At 66.2% G+C, this 24,074-nt stretch carries 19 protein-coding genes and 1 tRNA gene; 12 read left to right on the top strand and 8 right to left on the bottom strand.

Features of this window, described 5'->3' with window-relative positions:
* Positions 1-174 precede the first annotated feature (174 nt).
* The 7 genes from ACZ5R1_RS07495 to ACZ5R1_RS07525 all read left to right on the top strand — a co-directional run bounded on the left by ACZ5R1_RS07495 (position 175) and on the right by ACZ5R1_RS07525 (position 11,331).
* The gene (locus tag ACZ5R1_RS07495) at positions 175-1,374 is read left to right on the top strand and encodes a sensor histidine kinase (RefSeq protein ID WP_464712978.1); all 1,200 of its coding nucleotides are present in this window, start codon (positions 175-177) and stop codon (positions 1,372-1,374) included.
* Positions 1,371-2,753 carry a sigma-54-dependent transcriptional regulator gene (locus ACZ5R1_RS07500; protein WP_464712979.1) on the top strand — a complete coding sequence of 461 codons (1,383 nt, stop codon included), beginning with the start codon at positions 1,371-1,373 and terminating at the stop codon, positions 2,751-2,753. The genes ACZ5R1_RS07495 and ACZ5R1_RS07500 overlap by 4 nt, the downstream gene beginning before the upstream one ends.
* Before the next feature lie 241 nt (positions 2,754-2,994).
* Entirely contained in the window at positions 2,995-5,079 is a 2,085-nt protein-coding gene (gene tkt, locus ACZ5R1_RS07505) for a transketolase (protein ID WP_464712980.1), read from the top strand.
* Positions 5,076-7,895, top strand: coding sequence for a bifunctional transaldolase/phosoglucose isomerase (locus tag ACZ5R1_RS07510; RefSeq protein ID WP_464712981.1), 2,820 nt, complete (start codon positions 5,076-5,078; stop codon positions 7,893-7,895). Before tkt ends, ACZ5R1_RS07510 begins: the two co-directional genes overlap by 4 nt.
* Positions 7,896-7,913: 18 nt before the next feature.
* On the top strand, positions 7,914-8,891 hold the full coding sequence (gene gnd / locus ACZ5R1_RS07515; protein WP_007160419.1) for a phosphogluconate dehydrogenase (NAD(+)-dependent, decarboxylating): 978 nt from the start codon (positions 7,914-7,916) through the stop codon (positions 8,889-8,891).
* Between the two features lie 83 nt (positions 8,892-8,974).
* Entirely contained in the window at positions 8,975-10,531 is a 1,557-nt protein-coding gene (gene zwf / locus ACZ5R1_RS07520) for a glucose-6-phosphate dehydrogenase (RefSeq protein WP_464712982.1), read from the top strand.
* Positions 10,513-11,331 carry an HAD family hydrolase gene (locus ACZ5R1_RS07525; protein ID WP_464712983.1) on the top strand — a complete coding sequence of 273 codons (819 nt, stop codon included), beginning with the start codon at positions 10,513-10,515 and terminating at the stop codon, positions 11,329-11,331. The genes zwf and ACZ5R1_RS07525 overlap by 19 nt, the downstream gene beginning before the upstream one ends.
* 352 nt (positions 11,332-11,683) lie before the next feature.
* On the opposite strand, the gene ACZ5R1_RS07530 is transcribed toward ACZ5R1_RS07525, so the two are convergent.
* Positions 11,684-12,586: a LysR family transcriptional regulator gene (locus ACZ5R1_RS07530; protein WP_464712984.1), complete on the bottom strand. Its 903-nt coding sequence runs from the start codon at positions 12,584-12,586 to the stop codon at positions 11,684-11,686.
* Positions 12,587-12,748: 162 nt separating this feature from the next.
* On the opposite strand from ACZ5R1_RS07530, the gene ACZ5R1_RS07535 reads away from it, so the two are divergent.
* Entirely contained in the window at positions 12,749-13,477 is a 729-nt protein-coding gene (locus ACZ5R1_RS07535; RefSeq protein WP_464712985.1) for an SDR family oxidoreductase, read from the top strand.
* Here the strand turns inward: ACZ5R1_RS07535 and ACZ5R1_RS07540 are convergent.
* Positions 13,474-14,394 carry a LysR family transcriptional regulator gene (locus ACZ5R1_RS07540; RefSeq protein WP_027598001.1) on the bottom strand — a complete coding sequence of 307 codons (921 nt, stop codon included), beginning with the start codon at positions 14,392-14,394 and terminating at the stop codon, positions 13,474-13,476. The two genes, ACZ5R1_RS07535 and ACZ5R1_RS07540, sit on opposite strands and share 4 nt — an antisense overlap.
* A 62-nt stretch (positions 14,395-14,456) precedes the next feature.
* A complete protein-coding gene (locus ACZ5R1_RS07545) occupies positions 14,457-15,455 on the bottom strand; it encodes an acyltransferase family protein (protein ID WP_044340917.1) in 999 nt (332 codons plus the stop codon).
* 479 nt (positions 15,456-15,934) lie between these two features.
* Here ACZ5R1_RS07545 and aptA point away from each other — a divergent pair, with 479 nt between their 5' ends.
* The 3 genes from aptA to ACZ5R1_RS07560 all read left to right on the top strand — a co-directional run bounded on the left by aptA (position 15,935) and on the right by ACZ5R1_RS07560 (position 19,661).
* A complete protein-coding gene (aptA, locus tag ACZ5R1_RS07550; RefSeq protein WP_426944865.1) occupies positions 15,935-17,281 on the top strand; it encodes an omega-aminotransferase AptA in 1,347 nt (448 codons plus the stop codon).
* A 57-nt stretch (positions 17,282-17,338) separates the two neighbouring features.
* A complete protein-coding gene (locus ACZ5R1_RS07555) occupies positions 17,339-18,832 on the top strand; it encodes a CoA-acylating methylmalonate-semialdehyde dehydrogenase (RefSeq protein ID WP_027601673.1) in 1,494 nt (497 codons plus the stop codon).
* Positions 18,833-18,923: 91 nt separating this feature from the next.
* A complete protein-coding gene (locus ACZ5R1_RS07560) occupies positions 18,924-19,661 on the top strand; it encodes a hypothetical protein (protein WP_464712986.1) in 738 nt (245 codons plus the stop codon).
* 98 nt (positions 19,662-19,759) lie between these two features.
* Here the strand turns inward: ACZ5R1_RS07560 and ACZ5R1_RS07565 are convergent, their stop codons facing one another.
* The 3 genes from ACZ5R1_RS07565 to ACZ5R1_RS07575 form a co-directional block, all read right to left on the bottom strand.
* Positions 19,760-20,302, bottom strand: a complete 543-nt coding sequence (locus ACZ5R1_RS07565; protein ID WP_007160408.1) for an invasion associated locus B family protein — start codon at positions 20,300-20,302, stop codon at positions 19,760-19,762.
* A 75-nt stretch (positions 20,303-20,377) separates the two neighbouring features.
* Complete coding sequence (locus ACZ5R1_RS07570; RefSeq protein WP_464712987.1) at positions 20,378-20,716, bottom strand: zinc ribbon domain-containing protein YjdM; 339 nt, start codon at positions 20,714-20,716, stop codon at positions 20,378-20,380.
* Positions 20,717-20,794: 78 nt separating this feature from the next.
* Complete coding sequence (locus tag ACZ5R1_RS07575; RefSeq protein WP_027597995.1) at positions 20,795-21,808, bottom strand: sensor histidine kinase; 1,014 nt, start codon at positions 21,806-21,808, stop codon at positions 20,795-20,797.
* Positions 21,809-22,072: 264 nt separating this feature from the next.
* Between ACZ5R1_RS07575 and ACZ5R1_RS07580 the strand changes: the two genes are divergently transcribed.
* Complete coding sequence (locus tag ACZ5R1_RS07580; protein ID WP_027597994.1) at positions 22,073-22,447, top strand: response regulator; 375 nt, start codon at positions 22,073-22,075, stop codon at positions 22,445-22,447.
* A gap of 81 nt (positions 22,448-22,528) precedes the next feature.
* On the opposite strand, the gene ACZ5R1_RS07585 is transcribed toward ACZ5R1_RS07580, so the two are convergent.
* Together ACZ5R1_RS07585 and ACZ5R1_RS07590 are read right to left on the bottom strand one after the other, a co-directional pair.
* A tRNA-Asn gene (locus tag ACZ5R1_RS07585) sits at positions 22,529-22,604 on the bottom strand.
* A gap of 82 nt (positions 22,605-22,686) precedes the next feature.
* Positions 22,687-23,889, bottom strand: a complete 1,203-nt coding sequence (locus ACZ5R1_RS07590; protein ID WP_464712988.1) for an amino acid aminotransferase — start codon at positions 23,887-23,889, stop codon at positions 22,687-22,689.
* Positions 23,890-24,074 lie beyond the last annotated feature (185 nt).

A 24,074-nucleotide genomic window follows, 5' to 3' on the forward strand; every position in this document is an offset into this window, starting at 1 on the left:
CGCTGAATGGGTCAACGTAGGGTGGATGACGGCGCAGCCTCATCCACCTTATTTTTTAGCGTGGCAAGTGGAAAAGGCCGCGCCGTTTTCCGCGCTACGGCGCTTTGGCGCCAGGACGGCATGGGTCTTGCTCCAGCCTGGACAATGTCAATTGTCCGTCGCGAGCCCTAGCCGATGCCTGCGCAAGCCCTTTCTTCCGCCGTCCCTGCCGACGCTGCAGTGGAGGCTTCCGCCTCCGCGCAGGCCCGTGAAGCCCTGGGGCAGATGTCGCGCCAGCTGAGCGAATCCTTCCAGTTACTCGAAGCCCGGATGAATTCGTTGCAGGGCGAACTGGAATGGGTATCTGCCCAGCGTCTGCAGGAGCTGGCGGAAAAGGAGCGCCTGGCCAGCCGGCTGCAGAATCTGCTCGACGTCCTGCCCGCCGGCATCGTGGTGCTGGACGGCGCCGGGCGCGTGCGCGATGCCAACCCCGTGGCCCAGGCTCTGCTCGGCGAGCCTCTGACAGGCGAGTTGTGGCGTACGGTGATCGCCAGGGCCTTTGCCCCGCGCCATGACGACGGCCATGAGGTGTCCCTGCGCGACGGCCGGCGCCTGTCCATCGCCATCCGCTCCCTGGATGGCGAGCCGGGACAACTGGTGCTGCTCAACGACCTTACCGAAACCCGTCACCTGCAGGGCGAACTGGCGCGGCATGAGCGGCTGTCGGCGCTGGGTCGGACCATGGCCTCGCTGGCGCATCAGATCCGTACCCCGCTGACCGCAGCGCTGCTCTATGCCAGCCATCTGGAGGAGGGCGGCCTGGCGCTGGCGCAGCAACAGCGCTTCGCCAGCCGGCTCAAGGAGCGGCTGCACGAACTGGAGAACCAGGTCCGCGACATGCTGGTATTCGCTCGCGGCGAATTGCCCCTGGCGGATCGACTGCCCCCCAGCGCGCTGTTCACCACCTTGCGCGAGGCGGCGACCCCTCATCTCGGCGACTGCCCCGTGCGTTGGCAACTGGATGCCCAGGGCGGACTGCTCGCCTGCAACCGCGACATGCTGGTGGGCGCCGCCCTGAACCTCATCCACAACGCCCTGCAGGCCATGGCGGGCAGTGGCCGCCCGGGACGACTCAAGGTGCATCTATATCGCCGTGACGGCGAGTTGCGCCTGGTGATTAGCGACAGCGGTCCGGGCATTCCGCTGGCGGTCCAGCAGCGTCTGGGCGAGCCCTTTCTCAGCACCAAGACCACCGGCACCGGTCTTGGCTTGCCGGTGGCCCTGGCGATGGCCAAGGCCCACGGCGGCCGGCTGACCGTGCGCTCGCGGGTGGGGCGTGGCACGGTGGTGACCTTCATCCTGCCCCTGCTGGCGAGCGAGGAGACCTCGGCATGACCCTGCCAATCCTGCTGGTGGAAGACGACCGCGCCCTGCGCGAAGCCCTGGCCGATACCCTGGAGCTCGGCGGTTACCGCTATCGCGCCGTGGACAGCGGTGAAGCGGCATTGCTGGCGCTGGCCGAGGAGCCCTTCGGCCTGGTGATCAGCGACGTCAACATGCCCGGCATCGACGGTCATCAATTGCTGGCCAGTGTCCGGCTGCGCGATCCGGCGCTGCCGGTGCTGCTGATGACCGCCTTCGGCAGCATCGAACGCGCCGTCGAGGCCATGCGCGGCGGGGCGGCGGACTATCTGGTCAAGCCCTTCGAGCCGCGCCTGCTGCTGGACACCCTGGCGCGCTGCTGCCCCCAGGGGCGCCGCGCGCCCGGTGCGCGGCAGCCAGTGGCAGCCGATCCCCAGAGTCGGCAACTGCTGGAGCTGGCCAGCCGGGTCGCCCGGAGCGAGGCCACGGTGCTCATCACCGGTGAATCGGGCACCGGCAAGGAGGTGCTGGCGCGCTTCATCCACGACCAATCGGCGCGGGCGGACGGCCCCTTCGTGGCGGTCAACTGCGCCGCTATCCCCGATCACCTATTGGAAGCCATCCTCTTCGGGCACGAGAAGGGCGCCTTCACCGGCGCCATCGCCGCCCAGCCGGGCAAGTTCGAACTGGCCCAGGGCGGTACCCTGCTCCTGGACGAGATCTCCGAGATGCCGCTGGGGTTGCAGGCCAAGCTGCTGCGGGTCCTGCAGGAGCGCGAGGTGGAGCGGGTCGGGGCGCGCAAGCCGCTGGCGCTGGACATCCGCGTGGTGGCCACCAGCAACCGCAAGCTGGCGGAGGAGGTGGCCGCCGGGCGCTTCCGTGAAGACCTCTTCTATCGCCTGTCGGTCTTTCCGCTGGCCTGGCTGCCGCTGCGCGAACGACCGGCCGACATCGTGCCCCTGGCCGAACGGCTGCTGGCGGTCCAGGCCGCGCGGATGAATCGTCCGGTACCGGCCCTGAGCGCCGCCGCGTGCCAGGCCCTGGCCGAGCATCCCTGGCCGGGCAATGTGCGCGAACTGGACAATGCCGTGCAGCGGGCGCTGATCCTGCAACCGGGCCACCAGCTCCAGGCCGAGGATTTCGGACTGCACTGGCTGGCGACCGGTGTCTCCCAGACGCCTGTCGCAGCGCCCGTACCGACGTCAGGCGTGGCCGAAGCCATGCGTCCATTGGACGCCGATCTGCGCGATCGGGAATTCCAGGTGATCCTCGATACCCTGAAGGCCGAACGCGGCCGCCGCAAGGAGACCGCCGAGCGCCTGGGCATCAGTGCTCGCACCCTCAGGTACAAGCTGGCGCAGATGCGTGATGCCGGGCTGGACGTGGAGCAGGAATTGCTCGCCGGTTGCTGAGCGCGCAAGTCGATAGCCGGCTATCTACCCAGAGGGAACCAACCGTCTAAGGCGCTGTTCTAGAGAAAGGATCGCGACTGCGGCGTGGGGTCGCAGAGGAAGCTTGCCCCCGCCGTCCCGGACCCCGTCCGGCCGCTTTGCTTTCTTCTCCTAGGCGCTGCTTGTGCTGAAAACGGTTTCATGGACGGTGCTTGCCGTTTTTGCCGCGGGTGGCGCGCCTGCCAGCACGAGGACGCTTGCCATGGGTTCCACCGCACCTTCCAGCTCCAACGCCGACCTATTGACCATCAATACCATCCGTACCCTGTCCATGGATGCGGTACAGAAGGCCAATTCCGGCCACCCTGGTACGCCGATGGCCCTGGCCCCGGTCGGTCATACGCTGTGGGGCCGCTTCCTCCGCTATCACCCCGAGCATCCGGACTGGCCCAACCGCGACCGCTTCGTGCTATCGGTCGGCCATGCCTCCATGCTGCTCTATTCGCTGCTGCATCTCGCAGGCGTCAAGGAGATCGACGAGCACGGCACCGCGACCGGCAAGGAAGCGGTCAGCCTGGAGGACATCAAGCAATTCCGCCAGCTGGATTCCAAGACCCCGGGCCACCCCGAGTACCGCATGACCACCGGCATCGAGACCACCACCGGTCCGCTGGGGCAGGGCTGCGGCAACAGCGTCGGCATGGCACTGGCGCAGAAGTGGCTGGCGGCGCGTTTCAATCAGCCGGGCGTGACCCTGTTCGACTATGACGTCTACGTCCTCTGCGGCGACGGCGACATGATGGAAGGGGTCACCGGCGAGGCAGCGTCCATGGCCGGCCACCTGGGGCTGGACAACCTCTGCTGGATCTATGACAACAACACCATCAGCATCGAGGGCCACACCGAGCTGGCCTTCAGCGAAGACGTGGCCGAGCGCTTCCGTGGCTATGGCTGGCACACCCTGCACGTCAAGGATGCCAACGACGCCGAGGCCCTGGCCGCCGCCCTGCATCGCTTCAAGGGCAACACCGGCAAGCCGACCCTGATCGTGGTCGACAGCCTGATCGGCTATGGCGCGCCCAACAAGCAGAACACCGCGGCGGCCCACGGCGAGCCGCTGGGCGCCGACGAGATCAAGCTGGCGAAGAAGGCCTACGGCTGGCCGGAAGATGCCGACTTCCTGGTTCCCGACGAAGCCCGTCATCACCTGCGGGATGCCCTGCTGGAGCGTGCCAGCGGCCTCTACGAAGACTGGAATCGCGCCTTCGACCGTCTGCGCCAGGACGATCCGCGCCGTGCCGACGAGCTCCAGCGTATGCGTGCCGGCGAGATGCCGGAGGGTTGGGACGCCAAGCTGCCCAGCTTCGACGCCGACGCCAAGGGCGTGGCCTCTCGCGAATCCGGCGGCAAGGCGCTCAATGCCTTCGCGGAACAGATCCCTTGGCTGGTCGGGGGGGCCGCCGACCTGGCGCCGTCCACCAAGACCAACCTCAAGTTCGACGGCGCCGGCAGCTTCTCCGCGCGGGAGCCTGCGGGGCGCAACATGCATTTCGGCATCCGCGAGCATGCCATGGGCTCCATCGCCAATGGCATGGCGCTCTGCTACCTGCGCAGCTTCACCGCCACCTTCCTGGTGTTCAGCGACTACATGAAGCCGCCGATCCGCCTGGCGTCGATCATGGAGCTGCCCGTGGTGTTCGTCTTCACCCACGACTCCATCGGCGTCGGCGAAGATGGCCCGACCCACCAGCCCATCGAGCACCTGGCGCAACTGCGCGCCACCCCGGGCCTGCTGACCCTGCGTCCGGGCGATGCCAACGAAGCCGTGCAGGCCTGGAAGATCGCCCTGCAACAGACCAACAGACCCTCCTGCATGGTGCTGTCGCGCCAGCCGCTGCCGACCCTGGATCGTTCGAAGTACGCCAGTGCCGAAGGGGTCGCTCAGGGTGCCTACGTGGTGGCCGATGCCGAGGGCGGTAAGCCCCAGGTCATCCTTATGGCTACCGGCAGTGAATTGGGCCTGGCGATGCAGGCTTATGAGCAACTCAAGGGCGAAGGGGTCAAGGCACGGGTGGTTTCCATGCCCTGCTGGGAATTGTTCGAAGAGCAGGACGAGGCCTACAAGCAGTCCGTGCTGCCCGACGAGGTGCTGGGGCGCGTCGCCATCGAGCAGGCCGGTCCCCTCGGCTGGGAGCGCTATATCGGGCGCAAGGGTGCCTCGGTGACCATGAGCACCTTCGGGGCCTCGGCGCCCATCGGCAAGCTGCAGGCCAAATACGGCTACACCGTGGACAACGTGGTCAAGCTGGCCAAGGAACAGGCACAACGCTCCGGGAGTGCCAAATGAGCAATCCACTCAAACAGCTGACGGAGCAGGGCCAGGCGGTCTGGCTCGATTTCGTCAGCCGCGAGTTCCTCGCCAAGGGTGAACTGCAGAAGCTGATCGAGCGTGACGGCCTCACCGGGGTCACCTCCAACCCGTCGATCTTCGAGAAGGCCATGGGGCATGGCAGTGACTACGACGCCAGCCTCAAGGCCTTTCTGGAAAAGGCCGATGCCGAGCCGGTGGATGTCTATGAGCATCTGGCGATCGAGGACATTCAGCAGGCCGCCGACATCCTGCGGCCGGTCTATGATCGTCTCGAAGGCCGCGATGGCTACGTGAGTCTCGAGGTCTCGCCCTATCTGGCGCTGGATACCCGTGCCACCCTGGAAGAGGCGCGCCGCCTCTGGCAGGCGGTGGACCGACCCAATCTCATGGTCAAGGTGCCGGGTACGCCCGAGGGTGCCGTGGCCATCCGCAAGCTGATCGAAGAGGGGATCAACGTCAATGTGACCCTGCTGTTCGATCGCAACGCCTATATGGCGGTGGCGGAGGCCTATATCGCCGGTGTGGAAGCCCGCTTGCATCGCGGTGAAGACATCTCCCGTCTCGCCAGCGTGGCCAGCTTCTTCATCAGCCGGGTCGATGGCGTGCTGGACAAGCTGATCGACGAGCGCAAGGGAGAGAATGCCGAGCTGGGCGGGCTGCGTGGCAAGGTCGCCATTGCCAACGCCAAGCTGGCCTATCAGGACTACCTGCGGTTGATCCAGTCGCCGCGCTGGAAGGTCCTGGAAGCCAAGGGGGCGCGCCCGCAGCGTCTGCTGTGGGCCTCCACCGGCTCCAAGGATCCGGCCTATCCAGACACCCTCTATGTCGATCAGCTGATCGGTCCGGATACCGTCAACACCATGCCGCCGAAAACCATGGATGCCTTCCGTGACCATGGCACGGCGGCTCCCATGCTGAGCACCGACATCGAAGCCGCGCAGCGCGTGGTGGATGCGACGGCCCGTTTCGGGCTGGACCTGGATGGCGTGGCCAAGCGGCTGGTCAAGGACGGTGCCCGCCAGTTCGAGGACGCCGACGATGCGCTGCTGGGCGCGGTCGGCCAGAAGCGCCTCGATTTCCTGGGTGAGCGCCTGAATACCGCGGACTATCGCCTGCCCGATGCGCTGAATGAAGCGGTGGAAAAGCGTCTCGACGAGGCACGCCGTGAAGGCTGGTCCCGTAGGCTGTGGCAGGGCGATGCCTCGCTCTGGACCGGTCGCGACGAAGACCAGTGGGTCGGCTGGCTGGCCGCGGCCCAGGGCCGTCAGGCTGACCCCAAAGCCTTGGCAGCCCTGGCGGAAGCGGCCCGGCAAGAGGGCCTGGATACCGTGGTGCTGCTGGGCATGGGCGGTTCGAGCCTGGGTCCGGAGGTGCTGGCCAATACCCTGGGCACCGCGCCAGGCGGGCTCACGCTCAAGGTGCTCGATTCCACCGATCCGGCGCAGATCGCCGCCCTGGAAGAGCAACTGGACCTGCACAGGACGCTGTTCCTGGTGTCGAGCAAATCCGGCTCGACCCTGGAGCCGGAAATCCTGCGCGCCTATTTCCATAAGGCTGTCGAGCAGGCCCTGGGTGCGGAAGCGGCCCAGCGGCGCTTCGTCGCCATTACCGATCCCGGCTCCAAGCTCGAAGCCAGTGCCACGGCCGAGGGCTACCGGGCTATTTTCCAGGGCGATCCCCATATCGGTGGACGCTATTCGGTGCTGTCGGTATTCGGCATGGTGCCCCTGGCGCTGCTCGGCCATTCGGTGGCCAATTTCTTCCAGGTGACCCAGCCCATGGTGCTGGCCTGCAGCCCCAGTGCGCCGCCGGCCATCAATCCCGGCATCCGCCTGGGCGTGGTCCTGGGCGAGGCGGTGCGTGCCGGACGCGACAAGGTCACCCTGATCGCCTCGCCGGGTGTCGCCAGCCTGGGCGCCTGGCTGGAGCAGTTGCTCGCCGAGAGCACCGGCAAGCAGGGCAAGGGCATCATCCCGGTGGACCTGGAGCCGCTCGGCGAGCCAGCCGTCTATGGGGCGGATCGGGTGTTCGTCAGCCTGGTGCTGGCGGGCGAAGAAGACGCCGAGCGCGACCGTCGCCTGCAAGCCCTGGCCGCAGCCGGGCATCCGGTGGTGGACATCCGTCTCGCCCGCGCCGAACTGATCGGCCAGGAATTCTTCCGCTGGGAGGTGGCGACCGAGGTGGCCGGTGCCGTCATCGGCATCAATCCCTTCGATCAGCCCGACGTGGAAGCCAGCAAGATCAAGACCCGCGCCCTTACCGACGGCTACGAACGCGAAGGGCGTCTTGCCGGCGACGAGCCGTTGCTGGAGGAGGGTACCCTGGCCCTGTTCGGCGATGCCGACCTGCAGGGGCAGGACACCGCCCGCGCGGCGATCAAGGCGCACCTGGCGCGCCTGCAGCCTGGCGACTATCTCGCCGTGCTGGCCTATCTCGAGCGCAATGCCGTGCATGAGGAGGCCTTGAGCGCCATGCGTGATAGCATTCGCGACAGCAAGCGCGTAGCGACCGTCGGCGGCTTCGGCCCCCGCTTTCTGCACTCCACCGGACAGGCCTACAAGGGCGGTCCGAACTCGGGTGTGTTCATCCAGATTACCGCCGATGCCCAGAACGACCTGGAGATTCCAGGGCGGAGTCTGAGCTTTGGTGTCGTCGAGGCCGCCCAGGCCAAGGGCGACCTCGAGGTGCTGGCCGAACGGGGACGGCGCTACCTGCGCGTGCATATCAAGGGCGGCGACATCGACGCCGGCCTGCAACAAATCGTCGAACTGGTCGAGGCGGCGGTCGCCTGACCTCAAGGAGTCATCAGCATGCAATTGGGAATCATCGGACTGGGCCGCATGGGCGGCAACATCGCACGGCGTTTGATGAAGCATGGGCATGAAGTCGCGGTCTATGACCGCAGTGCCGAAACCGTGGCCGGCCTCGGCAAGGAAGGCGCCGTCACCGCCGATAGCCTGGACGGTGTCATCGCCGCCCTGGCTCAGCCGCGGGCCATCTGGGTCATGCTGCCGGCCGGCGAGCCGACCGAGCAGACCATCGCCGAGCTGGCCGACCGCCTGGCTCCCGGCGACGTCATCATCGATGGTGGCAACACCTACTACAAGGACGACATCCGTCGCGCCAAGACCCTGGCCGAGAAGGGCATCGACTACGTCGACGTCGGCACCTCCGGTGGCGTCTGGGGCCTGGAGCGCGGCTACTGCATGATGATCGGCGGCAAGTCCGAAGCCGTCGAGCGCCTGGAGCCCATCTTCGAAGCCCTGGCCCCCGGTTATGGCAGCATCGAGCGTACCCGTGGCCGCAACGCCCCGGACGAGCGTGCCGAGCGCGGCTTCATCTTCACCGGTCCGGCCGGTTCCGGTCACTTCGTCAAGATGGTGCACAACGGCATCGAATACGGCCTGATGCAGGCCTATGCCGAAGGCTTCGACATCCTCAAGATGAAGAACAGCGACAAGCTGCCGGAAGACGAGCGCTTCGACCTGGACCTGGCCGACATCGCCGAGGTCTGGCGCCGTGGCAGCGTGGTGTCTTCCTGGCTGCTGGACCTGACCGCCCAGGCCCTGGCCGGCGACGTCGCCCTGGAGAAATTCTCCGGCTCCGTGGCCGACAGCGGCGAAGGTCGCTGGACCATCGAGGCGGCCATCGAGGAAGCGGTACCGGTCAACGTCCTGTCCGCCGCCCTCTATGCGCGTTTCCGCTCCCGCCAGCAAGCCACCTACGCCGACAAGCTGCTGTCGGCCATGCGCTTCGGCTTCGGCGGCCACGTCGAAATCCCGCAATAAAACCCCGGCCGTTCCCCTGTGGAGCGGCCACGGGCCGCGTCCCGGGGGACGGCATCAGCCGCCCTCGCGGATAAGGCCCTGTCATGACCGATTCTCCTGCCGTCACCCCCAGCACCGCCGCCCAGGAGCGCCGCTCCTGCACCAAGGCGCCCACCGCACCGCCGGCCACGCTCTTTCTGTTCGGCGCCAATGGTGACCTGGTCAAGCGACTGCTGATCCCCTCGCTGTACAACCTCCTGCGCGATGGTCTGCTCGACGACCGCACCCAGATCATCGGCGTCGATCACAATCCCAACACCGACGAAGGTTTCGCCGACCGGCTGGAAGCCTTCATCCGCGACCAGGCCGAAGCCAAGGGCAAGTCCCGGGACGAGGCGCTGGATGCCGATCTCTGGGGCCAGCTGCGCGGGCGCATCCGCTATCTGCAGGGCGACTTCCTCGAAGACGCCACCTACCAGGCGGTGGGCGAGCGCATCGCCCAGGCCGACACCGACAACGCCGTCTTCTACCTGGCCACCGCCGCGCGCTTCTTCGGCGACGTCGCCGAGCGCCTGGGCAAGGCCAAACTGCTGGAAGAGCGTGAAGACGCCTACCGCCGGCTGGTGGTGGAAAAGCCCTTTGGCGCCGACCTGGCCAGTGCCCAGGCGCTCAACCAGCGCCTGCTGGCGAACATGGAGGAAAAGCAGATCTATAGAATCGACCACTACCTGGGCAAGGAGACGGTGCAGAATATCCTGGTCAGCCGTTTCTCCAACGCCCTGTTCGAGTCGTTCTGGAACAACCACTACATCGACCATGTGCAGATCACCGCGGCCGAGACCGTGGGCGTGGAGTCGCGGGGCGATTTCTACGAGAAGACCGGTACCCTCAGGGACATGGTACCCAACCACCTGTTCCAGCTGCTGGCCATGGTCGCCATGGAGCCGCCGGCCTCCTTCAACGCCACCTCGGTGCGTGACGAGAAGGCCAAGGTGGTCGGCGCCATCCGTCCCCAGACCACCGAAGAGGCCCTGGCCAACTCGGTGCGTGGCCAGTACGCCGCCGGGACGATGAACGACAAGCCCGTCAAAGGCTATCGCGAGGAAGAGCGGGTCGATCCCGAGAGCCAGACCGAGACCTATGTGGCGCTCAAGCTGTTCGTCGACAACTGGCGCTGGGCCGGGGTGCCTTTCTACCTGCGCACTGGCAAGCGCCTGACCGCGCGTGATACCGAGATCGCCATCTGCTTCAAGCATGCGCCCTATGCCCAGTTCCGCGACACCAAGATCGACCGGATGCGGCCCAACTACCTGATCATCCAGATCCAGCCCGACGAAGGCATGTGGTTCGACTTCCATGCCAAGCGCCCGGGACCCCTGGTGGAACTGGAGAACATCCGCATGGGCTTCGCCTACAGCGATTTCTTCGAGATGCAGCCCTCCACCGGCTACGAAACCCTGATCTACGACTCCCTGATCGGCGACCAGACCCTGTTCCAGCGCGCCGACAACATCGAGAACGGCTGGCGCGCCGTGCAACCCTTCCTCGACGCCTGGCAACAGGGCGGCGTAGTGGAAAGCTACGCCGCGGGCAGTGCCGGTCCCGCCGGCGCCGATGAACTCCTGCAGAAGGACGGCCGCTCATGGCATCCGCTGACCTGATCCCCATCGACCTGCTGGTGTCGGATATCGACGGCACCCTGGTGCGTGACGACAAGAGCCTGAGCGAGGCGGTGATTGACGCCGTCAAGCGCCTGCAGGCGGCCGGCAAGGCCATTACCCTGGTCAGCAGTCGCCCGCCGCGGGCGTTGCTGCCGCTGGTGCGGCACCTGGGCATTGACCAGGCGGTAGCCGGTTTCAACGGCGGCAATCTGGTGGAAGCGGACGGCACCCTGATCCGCGCCCACCGCCTCGCCGAGCAGGTGACGCGTCAGGTGCTGGAGCGCCTGGATCGCGAGGCCTTCGAGGTCTGGCTGTTCGCCGACGACCTCTGGCTGACCCGCGACGGGGAGGGGCCCTATGTCCCCCGCGAGACCCGGGCACTGGGTTATGGCCCCACCGTCGTGGACTCCTTCGAACCCTACCTGGATCGCGTCGACAAGATCGTCGCCGCCGGCAGCGATCACGCCGGCCTGGAAGCCCTGGAGGGCGAACTTGGTGAGCGATTGGGCGAGGGCGCCACGGTGCTGCGCTCCCAGCTCTATTACCTGGACATCACCCATCCCAAGGCCAACAAGGGCGACGCCCTGATCGAACTGGCCCAGGCCGCGGGCGTGCCCGTGGCGCGCACCGCGGCCATTGGCGATGGCAGCAACGACGTGCCCATGTTCCGCCAGGCGGGCCTGGCCATCGCCATGGGCCAGGCCGGGACGGCGGTGCGCGAAGCAGCCGACCGGGTGACGGCCAGCAACCAGGAAGATGGCCTGGCCCAGGCCATCGATCAGTGGATCCTGGGGGCCTGATGGCTGGTTGGTGATGTTGGGCTTCGCTGCGCTCAACCCAACCTGCTTGTCCTGTAGGTTGGGTTGAGACAGCTCCACCGTCGAAGCCCGACAGGTCTGAATTAGCTCCAGGTGGAAAAGGCTGCGCCGTTTTCCACGCTACGGCCTGATGGGTGAGGTTGGGCTTCGTTGTGCTCAACCCAACCTACAGGGTGCGTAAGTTGGGTTGCGGCGGCTCCATCGCCGAGGCCCATCAGATCCGAATTAGCTCAAGGTGTAAAAGGCTACGCCGTTTTCCACGCTACGCGGTATCAGGCGGGCGCCCCCTCTCCCTCCGGGAGAGGGCCGGGGTGAGGGTAGCCCAAACCCCGCGCTACCCCTCCTTCTGCTCCCTGAACCCCCGCACATGCTCCACCAGTGCCCGCAGCTTGGGCGCCAGGTTGTGGCGGTTCGGATAGTAGAGGTAGAAGCCGGGAAAGGGCGGCAGATAGTCGTCCAGCACCCGCTCCAGTTCGCCACGTGCCAGATAGGGCCGGAAGGTGTCCTCCATGCCAAAGGTGATGCCGCCGCCGGCCAGGGCGGTGCGCACCATCAGCAGCATGTCGTTGGTGGTAATCCGCGGCGAAACGGCCACGTCGAAGGCGCGGCCGTCCTCGCTGAATTCCCAGCGCCAGGGCGCCACTTCCGGAGCCGGACGCCAGCCGATGCAGCGGTGGTTCGCCAGGTCGCGCGGGTGCCGGGGCCGGCCATGGCGGGCGAAGTAGGTCGGGGTCGCCACGGCCACCTCGCGCTGCGCCCCGGTCACCGGGATGGCGATCATGTCCTGCTCGATCACCTCGCCCAGCCGCACGCCGGCATCGAAACCCCGCGCGACGATATCGAATTCCTCATCAGTGACGGTGATGTCCAGGGTCACCTCCGGATAGGCCTCGACAAAGCTGGCCAGCAACGGCCCGTCGAGAAAGCGCTCGGCGATGGAGGTTACCGCGACCCGCAACAATCCGCGCGGAGGGCCGGCGTGACTGGCGTCTTCCAGGGCGCCCAGCAGCCCGGCCAGAGGCCCGGCGACCTGTCGCTGCAGGCGTTCGCCCGCTTCGGTGAGACGCACGCTGCGGGTGGTGCGCTGGACCAGTGAACTGCCCAATTCGTCTTCCAGACGGCGAATGGCCTGGCTGACCGCCGAGCGACTGACGCCCAGGCGATCGGCCGCCACACGAAAATTCTCGGACGTGGCCACCACGGTGAAGACCTTGAGCAGATTCAGATCATTAGGCATTGGTAAGTCCGGCTAACCATGGCAGTCAGGGAAGGGGGAGTTATCACGACAATGACCCCTCGCTACGGTGGTGGCAAGCCTGGAAGGGCGCGCTGCTGACAAAGCACGCAGCCGACGAGCAGATCATCCAGGCAGATCACCCCATTTCGAGAGGAACACTCCATGGCTATCGACAAGGTCGTACTCATCACCGGCGCTTCCAGTGGCATAGGTGCGGGCATCGCGCGCGAACTGGGCGCGGCCGGCTGCAAGCTCCTGCTCGGCGCCCGCCGCCGCGAACGGCTGGAGGCCCTGGCGGCCGAGATCAACGCTGCGGGCGGCGAGGCCGCCTGCCGCCGACTGGACGTCACCGACAGCGCCGACGTGGCCGCCTTCGCCCAAGCGGCGCGCGAACGCTGGGGCCGGGTGGACGTCATCGTCAACAACGCCGGCATCATGCCGCTGTCGCCCCTGGCCTCGCTCAAGACCGCAGAGTGGATGCAGATGGTCGACGTCAACATCAAGGGCGTGCTCAACGGCATCGCCGCGGTGCTGCCGGAATTCACCGCCCGCGGCGCCGGACATATCGTCAACCTGGGCTCCATCGGCGCCCTGTCGGTGGTGCCCACGGCGGCGGTCTATTGCGCCACCAAGCATGCGGTGCGGGCGATCTCCGAGGGATTACGCCAGGAACGTGACGATCTGCGGGTCACCTGCATCCATCCGGGCGTGGTAGAAAGCGAGCTGGCGTCCACCATCACCGATCCCGCCGCCCAGGCGATGATGGACAGCTACCGCGCCATCGCCCTGCAACCCGATGCCATCGGCCGCGCGGTGCGCTACGCCATCGAGCAGCCGGACGACGTGGACGTCAACGAGATCGTCGTCCGCCCGACGCGCAGCGCCAACTAGACCGTTTCGGCCAGGGCTTCGAGAAAGCGCTCCAGCACCAGATTCGGCCGCCGACCCTTGCGGGTGACGGCGGCCAGGGTGGTGTCGAAATGGAAGCGTTCGGGGTTGAGGGCGCGTAGCTGGCCTTGCACCACCCAGGGCTGGGCGACGTGGTCGGGCAGGTAGCCGATGTAGCAGCCGGTGAGGATAAGGAAGGCTACGCCTTCGCGATCCGAGGCCCGCGCCGTGCAATTCAGCGCGGCATGGCGCTCGTGGCCGTCCTGGTTGAGCAGATGGTTGGGGCCGACCGCGTCCTGGGCGGCCAGGACGCTCTCGTCCAGCGCCGCATCGGCCACCGCGAACAGTGGATGGGCCCGGCTGCAATAGAGCAGGGCGCGCTCTTCGTAGAGCGGCAGGTAGTCCAGCCCGGCCAGGGCGTTGATCAGCGGCAGCACGCCCAGGTGCAGATGGCCGTCGAGCACGCCGGTCTCGATCTCGCCGGGCAGGGTCATGCCGATGTTGACCACCACCCCCGGCGCGGCGCGCTTGAGCGCGGCCAGGGCATGGGTGATGCGCATGCGCGGCTGGGTCACCAGGTTGTTGATGATGCCCAGGTTCAGCTCGCCGCGCAGGTGCTGGTGCAGCTGGTTGACCTCGCTGCGAAAGCCTTCCAGGGCGGCGAACAGCGACTGGCTCGCCTTGAGCACCTCGCGGCCTTCGTCGGTCAGGGAGAAACCGGCGCGCCCGCGCTGGCAGAGGCGCATGCCCAGGCGTTTTTCCAGATCGTTCATGTGCAGGCTGATGGCCGAGCGGGTGATGCCCAGCCGGCCTTCGGCAGCGGTGAAGCTGCCGCATTCCACCACGGTCTTGAACAGTCGCAGCAGGCGGATCTCGAAATCGCCGACCTGGGCGAGCAGGGCCTTGCGCGTCGTCTTCATGGCTGCCACCGCAAATGCGGGACAGCATAAGGCGCCGTTGGGAGCGGCGCCAGCGACCGGCTTCAGGCGCCGATCAGCACCCGGCTGCGCTGCTGGGTGACCTGCTTGACCACCCAGACCGCGGCGATGCAGCAGAGCAGGGTGATCAGCGTCAGGCACAGGCGGGTCCCCAGGTACTGGGCGAAATTCTGCTCACCCAGCAGGCGCCCCAACACCCGGTAGGCGCCAGCCAGGTAGCCGTGCAGGAAGTAGATGGCGAAGCTGTAGGCGCCGAGCAGGGCCATGCCCTTGGCCAGGCGGCTGTCGGCACGTTCCGGCGTCTTGACCCGCTGGCTGAAGACGGCGAACAGCAGCAGGCACAGCGCCAGTTTCTGCAGGCCGTAGAAGGCGCTGTCGAGCACCGCCGCGCCACTCAGCAGTACCAGGGCCGCCAGCAGCCAGTAGCGCGCCTGGGGTCGTTGCAGGCGCTCGCGCTGTTCGCAGGCCAGCATGCCGCAGAGGTAGATCGGCAGGAAATGCAGCGCCGCCAGCAGCGGATCGGCATCGTTGGCCGGACGGTCGGACACCAGGAAATACAGCAGGCCGATCATGGTCGCGGCCGGCAGCAGGCCGCGCTTGACGATCCACTCCAGGACCGGCGCGAGCAGGAAGATCAGCGTCAGCGCGGGAATGAACCACAACGGACCGAGGTGGGCGCCGGTGGCCAGCAGCAGGGCGGTCTGGGCGAAGGGTGGCCAGTCATGGAAGGCGTTCATGTCGATCCATTCGTGTTCCTGCTTGAGTCCGGAGACATAGAGCAGCACGGCGGGGATCGAGATCAGCAGGTAGGGCAGGATGACGTTCTGCAGCTTCTTGCTCAGGTAGACCTGGTAGCTGTATTTGCCGAGGTTGTAGCGAAAGAAGAAGCCGGACAGGGTGACGAAGATGCAGGTGGTTTCCAGCGACAGCAGATTCAGGGCGATCTGCTGGTGTTCGGTGGTCTGGTAGCTGCCCACGGTCATGTGGTGGAAAACGATGAGAACGGCCGCCAGGCCGCGGATCCAGTTGAGCTGAATCAGCATGGAGAGGTTTCCTTGGGGAATAGGTAAACCACGCGCTCTGCCTCGGGAGAGGGGCACGGGTTGGCGAAAGCGGAAGATTGAATGCGCGGTAGAGACGGCGGACAGGCTACCGCGCCCGGCAGGACTACGCGCCGGGAAAAGAGGTGAGGCGAGGGGGCCTCTGCGCCACGGGACTACGGTGGCAGGCGGCCAGCTTAAAGTGTTTCAGGCAAGTCACTGATTACTAATCAATTTCCTTGGTTTCAAGATGTTTCGGCGGTGCAGAGTTGGCACGGATGATCGCCTCTGGAAAGGGGGTTTCATCCATTCCAGTATCCGACTAATGAGAGACGTTTTCCCCTGCAAGAAAGTCTCGATTGGTTGAGGACTCTCGCCAATAAGGTGAGTTTCAAGATATCCAAGCGCGAGAAAAAAACCCTTTAACTCACGCAAAACCGGGCGCACTCTGCAGACTCGACTTCACCGCCCGAGACCCTGTCATGAACCAGCCGCTGACCGTTTCCCCGCCCGTCGCTGCCTCGCTCAACCTGCGCGCCCACTGGATGCCCTTCACCGCCAATCGCGCCTTCCAGAAGGACCCGCGCATCGTGGTGGCCGCCGAAGGCAGCTGGCTGACGGATGACCAGGGACGACGCATCTATGACAGTCTCTCCGGCCTCTGGACCTGCGGCGCCGGTCACTCGCGCAAGGAGATCCAGGAGGCCGTGGCACGGCAGCTGGGCACCCTCGACTATTCGCCGGGCTTCCAGTACGGCCATCCGCTGTCCTTCCAACTGGCCGAGAAGATGGCCGAACTGACTCCGGCCGGTCTCGATCATGTCTTCTTCACCGGTTCGGGCTCCGAGAGCGCTGATACCTCGGTCAAGCTGGCCCGCGCCTACTGGCGCATCAAGGGCCAGCCGGCCAAGACCAAGCTGATCGGCCGGGCCCGCGGTTATCACGGCGTCAACATCGCCGGCACCAGCCTGGGTGGCATCGGCGGCAACCGGAAGCTGTACGGCTCCTTCATGGACGTCGACCACCTGCCGCACACCCTGCAACCGGGCCTGGCGTTTACCAGGGGCATGGCCGAGACCGGCGGCGTCGAGCTGGCCAACGAACTGCTCAAGCTGATCGAGCTGCACGATGCCTCCAACATCGCCGCCGTCATCGTCGAGCCCATGTCCGGTTCGGCCGGGGTGATCGTGCCGCCGGTGGGCTATCTGCAGCGCTTGCGCGAGATCTGCACCCAGCACGACATCCTGCTGATCTTCGACGAGGTCATCACCGCCTTTGGTCGCATGGGCCGCCACACCGGCGCCGAATTCTTCGGCGTGACGCCGGACCTCATGAACGTGGCCAAGCAGGTCACCAACGGCGCCGTGCCCCTGGGCGCGGTGATCGCCAGCAGCGCCATCTACGACACCTTCATGAACCAGGCCACGCCCGAACACATGGTGGAATTCCCCCATGGCTACACCTACTCGGCCCATCCGGTGGCCTGCGCCGCCGGCCTGGCCGCGCTGGAGCTCTTGGAGCGGGAGAACCTGGTGCAACAGGCGGCCGAGCTGGCGCCCAAGTTCGAAGCTTCGCTGCATGGCCTCAAGGGCGCCAAGCACGTGGTGGACATTCGCAACTGCGGCCTGGCCGGTGCCCTGCAACTCGCCCCGCGCGACGGCGATGCGGTGATCCGCCCCTTCGAGGCCGGCATCGCCCTGTGGAAGGCCGGCTTCTATGTCCGCTTCGGAGGCGACACCCTGCAATTCGGACCCACCTTCAACGCCAAGATCGAAGACCTGGATCGGGTCTTCGCCGCGGTCGGCGACGTCCTCAATCGCCTCGACTGATCCCCTTTCCGGCGCCTCCCACAGGAGGCGCCCATCCCTCGTACAAGGAGTCCCTTCATGAGCCTCAAGCATCTCATCGGCGGCCAGCTGGTCGACGGTGGCAGCCGTCGCGCCCCGGTCTACAACCCGTCCACCGGCGCGGTGATCCGCGAAGTGCCTCTGGCCGATGCCGCCACCCTGCAACAGGCCATCGATGCCGCCCAGGCCGCCTTTCCGGCCTGGCGCAACACCCCGCCGGCCAAGCGTGCCCAGGTGCTGTTCCGCTTCAAGCAACTGCTGGAAAGCAACGAAGCGCGCCTGGTGCAGCTGATCAGCGAAGAGCACGGCAAGACCCTGGAAGACGCCGCCGGCGAATTGCGCCGTGGCATCGAGAACGTCGAATACGCCACCGCCGCGCCCGAATTGCTCAAGGGCGAATACAACCGCAATGCCGGTCCGAGCATCGACACCTGGTCCGACTTCCAGCCCCTGGGCGTGGTGGCCGGCATCACCCCCTTCAACTTCCCGGCCATGGTGCCGCTGTGGATGTATCCGCTGGCCATCGCCTGCGGCAACACCTTCATCCTGAAGCCCAGCGAGCGCGATCCCAGCTCCACCCTGGCCATTGCCCAGCTGTTCGAGGAAGCCGGTCTGCCCAAGGGCGTGCTCAACGTGGTGCATGGCGACAAGGAAGCCGTGGACGGCCTGATCGACGCCCCCGAGGTCAAGGCGCTGAGCTTTGTCGGCTCCACCCCCATCGCCGAATACATCTATGCCCGCGGCACCGCCAAGGGCAAGCGCGTCCAGGCGCTGGGCGGCGCCAAGAACCATGCGGTGGTCATGCCGGACGCCGACCTCGGCAACACCGTCAATGCGCTGATGGGCGCCGCCTACGGCTCCTGCGGCGAACGCTGCATGGCCATCTCGGTGGCGGTCTGCGTCGGTGACCAGGTCGCCGATGCCCTGATCGCCCGGCTGGTGCCGGAGATCGAAAAGCTCAAGGTCGGCCCGGGCACCCAGTGCGGCCTGGACATGGGGCCGCTGGTCACCGGCGCGCACCTGGACAAGGTCACCGGCTATGTCGTCGACGGCGTCGCCGCGGGCGCCAAGCTGGTAGTGGACGGCCGCAGCCTCAAGGTCGCCGACCATGAAGACGGCTTCTTCCTCGGCGGCTGCCTGTTCGATCAGGTCACCCCGGAGATGCGCATCTACAAGGAAGAGATCTTTGGCCCGGTGCTCTGCGTGGTGCGGGTCAAGAGCCTTGCAGAGGGCATCGCCCTGATCAACGCCCACGAATACGGCAACGGCACCTGCATCTTCACCCGCGACGGCGAAGCGGCACGGCTGTTCGCCGATCAGATCGAAGTGGGCATGGTCGGCATCAACGTACCCCTGCCGGTACCGGTGGCCTATCACAGCTTCGGCGGCTGGAAACGCTCGCTGTTCGGCGACCTCCACGCCTACGGCCCCGACGGCGTGCGCTTCTACACCCGTCGCAAGACCATCACCCAGCGCTGGCCGCAGCGCGAGGCCCAGGAGGCTTCGCAATTCGCCTTTCCCAGCAACGGCTGACCGCTAGAAAAGCCCATTCCTTGGCCTGCCGCACAGCAGGCCGGCCAGGGAAGGCTTTACCCTTCGGCTGCCCCCAGCCGCCGAAGTCCCCATGTCTGCCACCCCCTTCACAGCCGTCGCCCGTCTCGGGTGTGTGATTGGCCTGCTGCTCGCGAGCCTGACCGGTTGCACCAGTCAGTCCGCCCAGGACATCGCCCGGCAATTCGGCAAGACCCGCCCCAGCGAATTCCTGCAGACCAGCTCCGACCGCATGGCCACTCTCGCCATGCAGGCCAATCTGCAGAGCCTCTATCTGCTGATGAACAAGCTCTATCTGCGCAATCCGGCCGAATGGAAAAAGACCGGGCTGCCCGATGCGGCCAGTGCCGAGCGCGAAATCCGTATGGCCATCGAACAGCGGCGCAGCCTGCCGGCGCTGGACGGACGCAAGGACGTGGCGGCCCTGAGCTACGTGCTGGGTGATGACTACTGCGGCGATCGCGTCGGCGCCTTCATCTATGCCATCGGCAGCATGATCATCGCCGCCCACGGCAATCGCACCGAGTTCTATATCACCGACGTGGTGGATGCGCGCTTCGTCAACAACGCCGCGCGCAACATCGAGAAGGCCACCTGGCTGCTCGGCCAGCGCAAGAACGCCGCGGGCGAACCCCTGCTGTTCGCCAACGAGATCTCGGAGGAGGGCAGCAACCTCAGCTTCGCCACCGAATTCGGCAAGATCGTCGCTCGCCTGGACCTGCTCGCCCAGTTGCTGGACGAGCGCTATCGGCGCATCGGCGTCAACTACGCCCAGAGTCTGCTGTTCATCAATTTCCTGCCGGTGCAGTAGCGCCTTCGACCAGGCGTCTCCTAGAGTCGAGAGTGGAGCGCGCCGCCGCCAGCGGCACGGCGCAGCAGCCGGCAGCGCCCTGAGCGGGCGAGCGGGCCTTACAGCGGCTTGGTCAGTTCCTTGGCGCGGTCGTAGGCCTTGGAGAAGCCCTTGAGCGACAGGCTTTCGCTGGCGGTCTCGCCATTGGCGACCGGGGTGGTCACGGTCAGGCGACCGCCGCGCTGCAGCTGCTTGAAGACGTCACCGACGAATTCCACCGGCACCACGCAGCCCTGGGGGATGCAGGTGTGGAAGGGCCGATTCTCCAGGCTGCGCTTGTCGATCTGCAGCGAGATCGGCTTGGTCACCGCCACGCCGAAGGGCAGCACGAGGATGCCGTCCACGCCTTCACGATTGGGACGCAGCTCGGTGACCAGCATGCGCTGACCCTTGGCGCTGTCCTTCTGCTGGGTGATGGCGCACAGCTGCACGGAACGGTCCGCGTTGCGGGCGATGCGGCAGATCACCTGCCAGTCGCCATACTTCTCCGTGACCGACGGCTGGGGTTCCTGGGCGTTGTTGGGCGCGGACTGGGCGAAGGCCTGGCCGGCGAGCAGCAGGGGCGCGAGGAACAGGGCCGGGCGGAGGAAGCGCTGAGACATGGAGAGTCCTTGGCAGGAAAAAAAGAGCCTCAAGGGTAGGGCATCGCTCCGCCAGGGAACACCCCGGCACGACGATCAGACCTTTTTGACGAACTCGGATTTGAGCTTCATCGCACCTATGCCATCGATCTTGCAGTCGATGTCGTGGTCGCCGTCGACCAGGCAGATGTTCTTGACCTTGGTGCCGACCTTGACCACCAGCGACGAGCCCTTGACCTTGAGGTCCTTGATCACGCTGACGGTATCGCCGTCCTGCAGGGTATTGCCGACCGCATCGCGGATCACCTTGGCCTCGTCCGCGGCGCCGGCGTTGCCGGGCGTCCATTCATGGGCGCATTCCGGGCAGATCAGCTGGTCGCCGTCGGCGTAGGTGTATTCGGAAGCGCAGCGGGGGCAGGGCGGCAAAGCGGTCATGACGGAAGCACCTGGCTGGAAAAGCCGCGCATTGTATAGGGTTTTAGGCGCGTCCGGGTGGACTCGATCCCCCTGGGCCTAGGCGGCCAGCTGTACCTCGACCACGGTGCCGTTGTCGTTGCGGTAGCGGGCCTCGCCGCCGAGTTGTTCGGCCAGGCTGTTGATGATCTTGAAGCCCAGGCGCTGGCTGGTGCGCGGATTGAACTGCTGCGGCATGCCGCGGCCGTTGTCGGCGATACGCAACAGCAGCTGCTGATCGTCGCCGCGCTGCAGGCTGATGCTGATGAGGCCGCGCTGGCTGGCGTCGAAGGCGTGCTTGAGGGAGTTGGTCACCACCTCGGCCACCAGCATCGACAGGGTGGTCAAGCGGGGCAGGTCGAAATTGAGCGGTTCGGCGGTGATGGCGCAGGAGACGTTGGCCTGTCCCGCGGCGGCCAGCAGATCGCTGGTCAGCAGCTGCAGGTGGTGGGCCACCGGCTGATCCGCATCGGCGGGATCGTGCAGGCGCCGGTGGATACGCGAAATGCTCTCCAGTCGCGAGCGGGCCTCTTCCAGGGCCTGGGACGCCTGGCTGTCGCCGGGCAACTTGAGTTGCTGCAGCATGAGCAGCGAGGCGATGAACTGGATGTTGTTGGCGACCCGGTGCTGCAACTCCTGGAACATCGTGGTCTGGACGTTGTAGAGGTCGCGGATTACCTGCTGCTCGGCGCGCAGCCGGGCGCTGGCCGTGTGCATGTAATGGATCAGCACGATGTCGACGCTGACGATGACCACATAGAAGGCCAGCGCCAGGGCGCCCTGGGGACCGACGACGAAGGTCCAGCCCGGCGGGATGAAGAAGTACCAGGCGGCCAGGCCGGACAGCACGGCGCACAGGGTACCGGCGCCGCTGCCGCAGAAGAAGGCGGTCAGGATGACGGCGGGAAAGAAGGTCAGGTAGGGAAAGCCCTGCAGCAGGACGTCCACCAGGGCGAAGCGTGCCGCCAGGGCCAGGCCGAACGCCAGCAGCGCGAGGCTGTAGGCCAATGCCGGGCGAGCGCGGATCCTGCTGCTGAGATCGCTGATCCAATGACGACGAGACGACGGATCCAAAGCTCTGACCTGCGGAGTAGACGGCGGCGGCGCCAGCTTAACGCAAAGCCGTCTCGCTTGGGGGTACGACAGGCCCAAAGGTGGCTCTGCCCAGCCCGACGGCGGCTTCCTGTACAAGACTTACACCGGCATGGCTGGAACTGCCGGCAACGCGCCTTTCGCGGCGTATTTTCTTGTACAGGCTTTCCCTTGGTCGTACAGGGCAGGACGGCAACGAAACGCTATGGTCGAACGATTGCGTCTCAACCATCACAGGATCCGCTCATGAACCGCCAGCGCGTATTGGTCGCCGAAGATGAGCCTGTCCTGCTCGATCTGCTGCAGGAATTGTTCGAGAGCTGGGGTTATCAGGTGCATGCCTTCGGCAGCGCCGACGCCGCCTGTGCCTTTCTGCAAGACGAGCAGCCGCAGCTGGATCTGCTCTTCACCGATGTGCGCATGCCGGGAATCCTGAGCGGCGTCGACTTGGCGCTGCAGGCGCGAGGACGGCAGGCCAATCTGCCCATCGTCATCACCTCGGGTTATTGCGACGACAATCCCGCCCGCGCGGCACGGGCGACCTTTTTGCCCAAGCCCTGGGATCTGGAGGCATTGCACCGCAGTTGCCCCACGCCCGGGGCCCAAGTGAATCTCGTCTAGGCGGTCGTCAGCGTTGTGGCGAGTGAATCGCAGCCATGAAAAAAGCCCGTAGCGGTTACCCGCTACGGGCTTTTCAGATTTTGGCTCCGCGACCTGGACTCGAACCAGGGACCCAATGATTAACAGTCATTTGCTCTACCGACTGAGCTATCGCGGAACAACGGAGCGTATCTTACTGATAGATAACGGGAAGTCAAGCCTCGGCGACACCGGAAAACGGCGCCGCCAAAGCGGCTGCCTTAGCCCTGCAGCACCGCGGCGATGGCCTGGATGGTCGGGGGCAGATTGCGCTCGTTCAGCGCTGCCACGCAGATGCGTCCGGTGCTGACCGCATAGATGCCGAATTCGCTCTTCAGCCGCTCGACCTGCTCGGCGGTGAGGCCGGAGTAGGAGAACATGCCGCGCTGGGCGTTCACGAAGGCAAAGTCGCGATTGGCGCCAGCGGCGGCCAGGCCTTCCACCAGGGCGTTGCGCATGCTGCGGATGCGCTGGCGCATCTCGCCCAGCTCGGCTTCCCACAGCGCGCGCAGCTCGGGATTGCTCAGCACCGTGGCGACGATGGTGGCGCCATGGGTCGGCGGGTTGGAATAGTTGGTGCGGATCACGCGCTTGACCTGGGACAGCACCCGGGCGCTTTCCTCGCGGCTCTCGCTGACCAGGGACAGGGCGCCTACCCGCTCGCCATACAGCGAGAAGGACTTGGAGAAGGAGCTGGAGACCAGGAAGGTCAGGCCGGAGTCGGCGAACAGGCGCACGGCCTGGGCGTCTTCCTCGATGCCGTCGCCAAAGCCCTGGTAGGCGATGTCGAGGAAGGGCACCAGGTTGCGCGCCTTGACCACGTCCAGCACCGCCTGCCAGTCGGCCGGCTGCAGATCGACGCCGGTGGGGTTGTGGCAGCAGGCGTGCAGCACCACCACCGAGCGCTCCGGCAAGGCCTGGAGATCGGCCAGGAAGCCTTCGCGATTCAGGCCGTTGCTGGCCGCGTCGTAGTAACGATAGTTCTGCACGGGGAAGCCGGCGCTTTCGAACAGCGCACGGTGGTTTTCCCAGCTCGGGTCGCTGATGGCGACCACGGCATCCGGCAGCAGCCGCTTGAGGAAGTCGGCGCCGATCTTCAACGCGCCGGTGCCACCGACGGCCTGGACCGTGATGGCGCGGCCGTCGCGGACCAGGCTCGACTCGGCACCGAACAGCAGGTGCTGCACGGCCTGGTCATAGGCGGCGATGCCCTCGATGGGTAGGTAGCCACGCGGCGCCTGGGCGGCCACGCGCTGCTTCTCGGCCTCGGCCACGGCGCGCAGCAGCGGGATGCGGCCCTGCTCGTCGTAGTAGACCCCCACGCCCAGATTGACCTTGTGCGGACGGGCATCGGCGTTATAGGCCTCGTTCAGGCCAAGGATGGGGTCACGGGGTGCCATTTCGACGGCGGAGAACAAACTCATGGGGCAGCGGCTCGAATGAGGGGTGAAGGGAAGGGCGGAACGCTCGGGAAGCGGAAGTATAGCCCCCTGCAGTCGCCATCGCGACCCGACCTCCGTCGGAGTTTTCCTGACGTGCGGCGACGCGGGCAGATTGCAAAAGGGTGCTGGCGACCTCATCTGGGTGGTTCCAGTCCTTTCCTCGTCCG

The sequence above is a fragment of the Pseudomonas sp. Pso3 genome, from assembly GCF_055393275.1.

What these genes read in the sequence shown, in the direction of transcription:
- ACZ5R1_RS07590 (WP_464712988.1), bottom strand. Translation starts at nt 23,889, where the DNA reads ATGAGTTTGTTCTCCGCCGTCGAAATGGCACCCCGTGACCCCATCCTT.
- ACZ5R1_RS07545 (WP_044340917.1), bottom strand. Translation starts at nt 15,455, where the DNA reads ATGCTGATTCAGCTCAACTGGATCCGCGGCCTGGCGGCCGTTCTCATC.
- zwf (WP_464712982.1), top strand. Translation starts at nt 8,975, where the DNA reads ATGACCGATTCTCCTGCCGTCACCCCCAGCACCGCCGCCCAGGAGCGC.
- tkt (WP_464712980.1), top strand. Translation starts at nt 2,995, where the DNA reads ATGGGTTCCACCGCACCTTCCAGCTCCAACGCCGACCTATTGACCATC.
- ACZ5R1_RS07565 (WP_007160408.1), bottom strand. Translation starts at nt 20,302, where the DNA reads ATGTCTCAGCGCTTCCTCCGCCCGGCCCTGTTCCTCGCGCCCCTGCTG.
- ACZ5R1_RS07510 (WP_464712981.1), top strand. Translation starts at nt 5,076, where the DNA reads ATGAGCAATCCACTCAAACAGCTGACGGAGCAGGGCCAGGCGGTCTGG.
- ACZ5R1_RS07525 (WP_464712983.1), top strand. Translation starts at nt 10,513, where the DNA reads ATGGCATCCGCTGACCTGATCCCCATCGACCTGCTGGTGTCGGATATC.
- ACZ5R1_RS07555 (WP_027601673.1), top strand. Translation starts at nt 17,339, where the DNA reads ATGAGCCTCAAGCATCTCATCGGCGGCCAGCTGGTCGACGGTGGCAGC.
- ACZ5R1_RS07570 (WP_464712987.1), bottom strand. Translation starts at nt 20,716, where the DNA reads ATGACCGCTTTGCCGCCCTGCCCCCGCTGCGCTTCCGAATACACCTAC.
- ACZ5R1_RS07540 (WP_027598001.1), bottom strand. Translation starts at nt 14,394, where the DNA reads ATGAAGACGACGCGCAAGGCCCTGCTCGCCCAGGTCGGCGATTTCGAG.
- ACZ5R1_RS07560 (WP_464712986.1), top strand. Translation starts at nt 18,924, where the DNA reads ATGTCTGCCACCCCCTTCACAGCCGTCGCCCGTCTCGGGTGTGTGATT.
- ACZ5R1_RS07580 (WP_027597994.1), top strand. Translation starts at nt 22,073, where the DNA reads ATGAACCGCCAGCGCGTATTGGTCGCCGAAGATGAGCCTGTCCTGCTC.
- gnd (WP_007160419.1), top strand. Translation starts at nt 7,914, where the DNA reads ATGCAATTGGGAATCATCGGACTGGGCCGCATGGGCGGCAACATCGCA.
- ACZ5R1_RS07530 (WP_464712984.1), bottom strand. Translation starts at nt 12,586, where the DNA reads ATGCCTAATGATCTGAATCTGCTCAAGGTCTTCACCGTGGTGGCCACG.
- ACZ5R1_RS07535 (WP_464712985.1), top strand. Translation starts at nt 12,749, where the DNA reads ATGGCTATCGACAAGGTCGTACTCATCACCGGCGCTTCCAGTGGCATA.
- aptA (WP_426944865.1), top strand. Translation starts at nt 15,935, where the DNA reads ATGAACCAGCCGCTGACCGTTTCCCCGCCCGTCGCTGCCTCGCTCAAC.
- ACZ5R1_RS07500 (WP_464712979.1), top strand. Translation starts at nt 1,371, where the DNA reads ATGACCCTGCCAATCCTGCTGGTGGAAGACGACCGCGCCCTGCGCGAA.
- ACZ5R1_RS07495 (WP_464712978.1), top strand. Translation starts at nt 175, where the DNA reads ATGCCTGCGCAAGCCCTTTCTTCCGCCGTCCCTGCCGACGCTGCAGTG.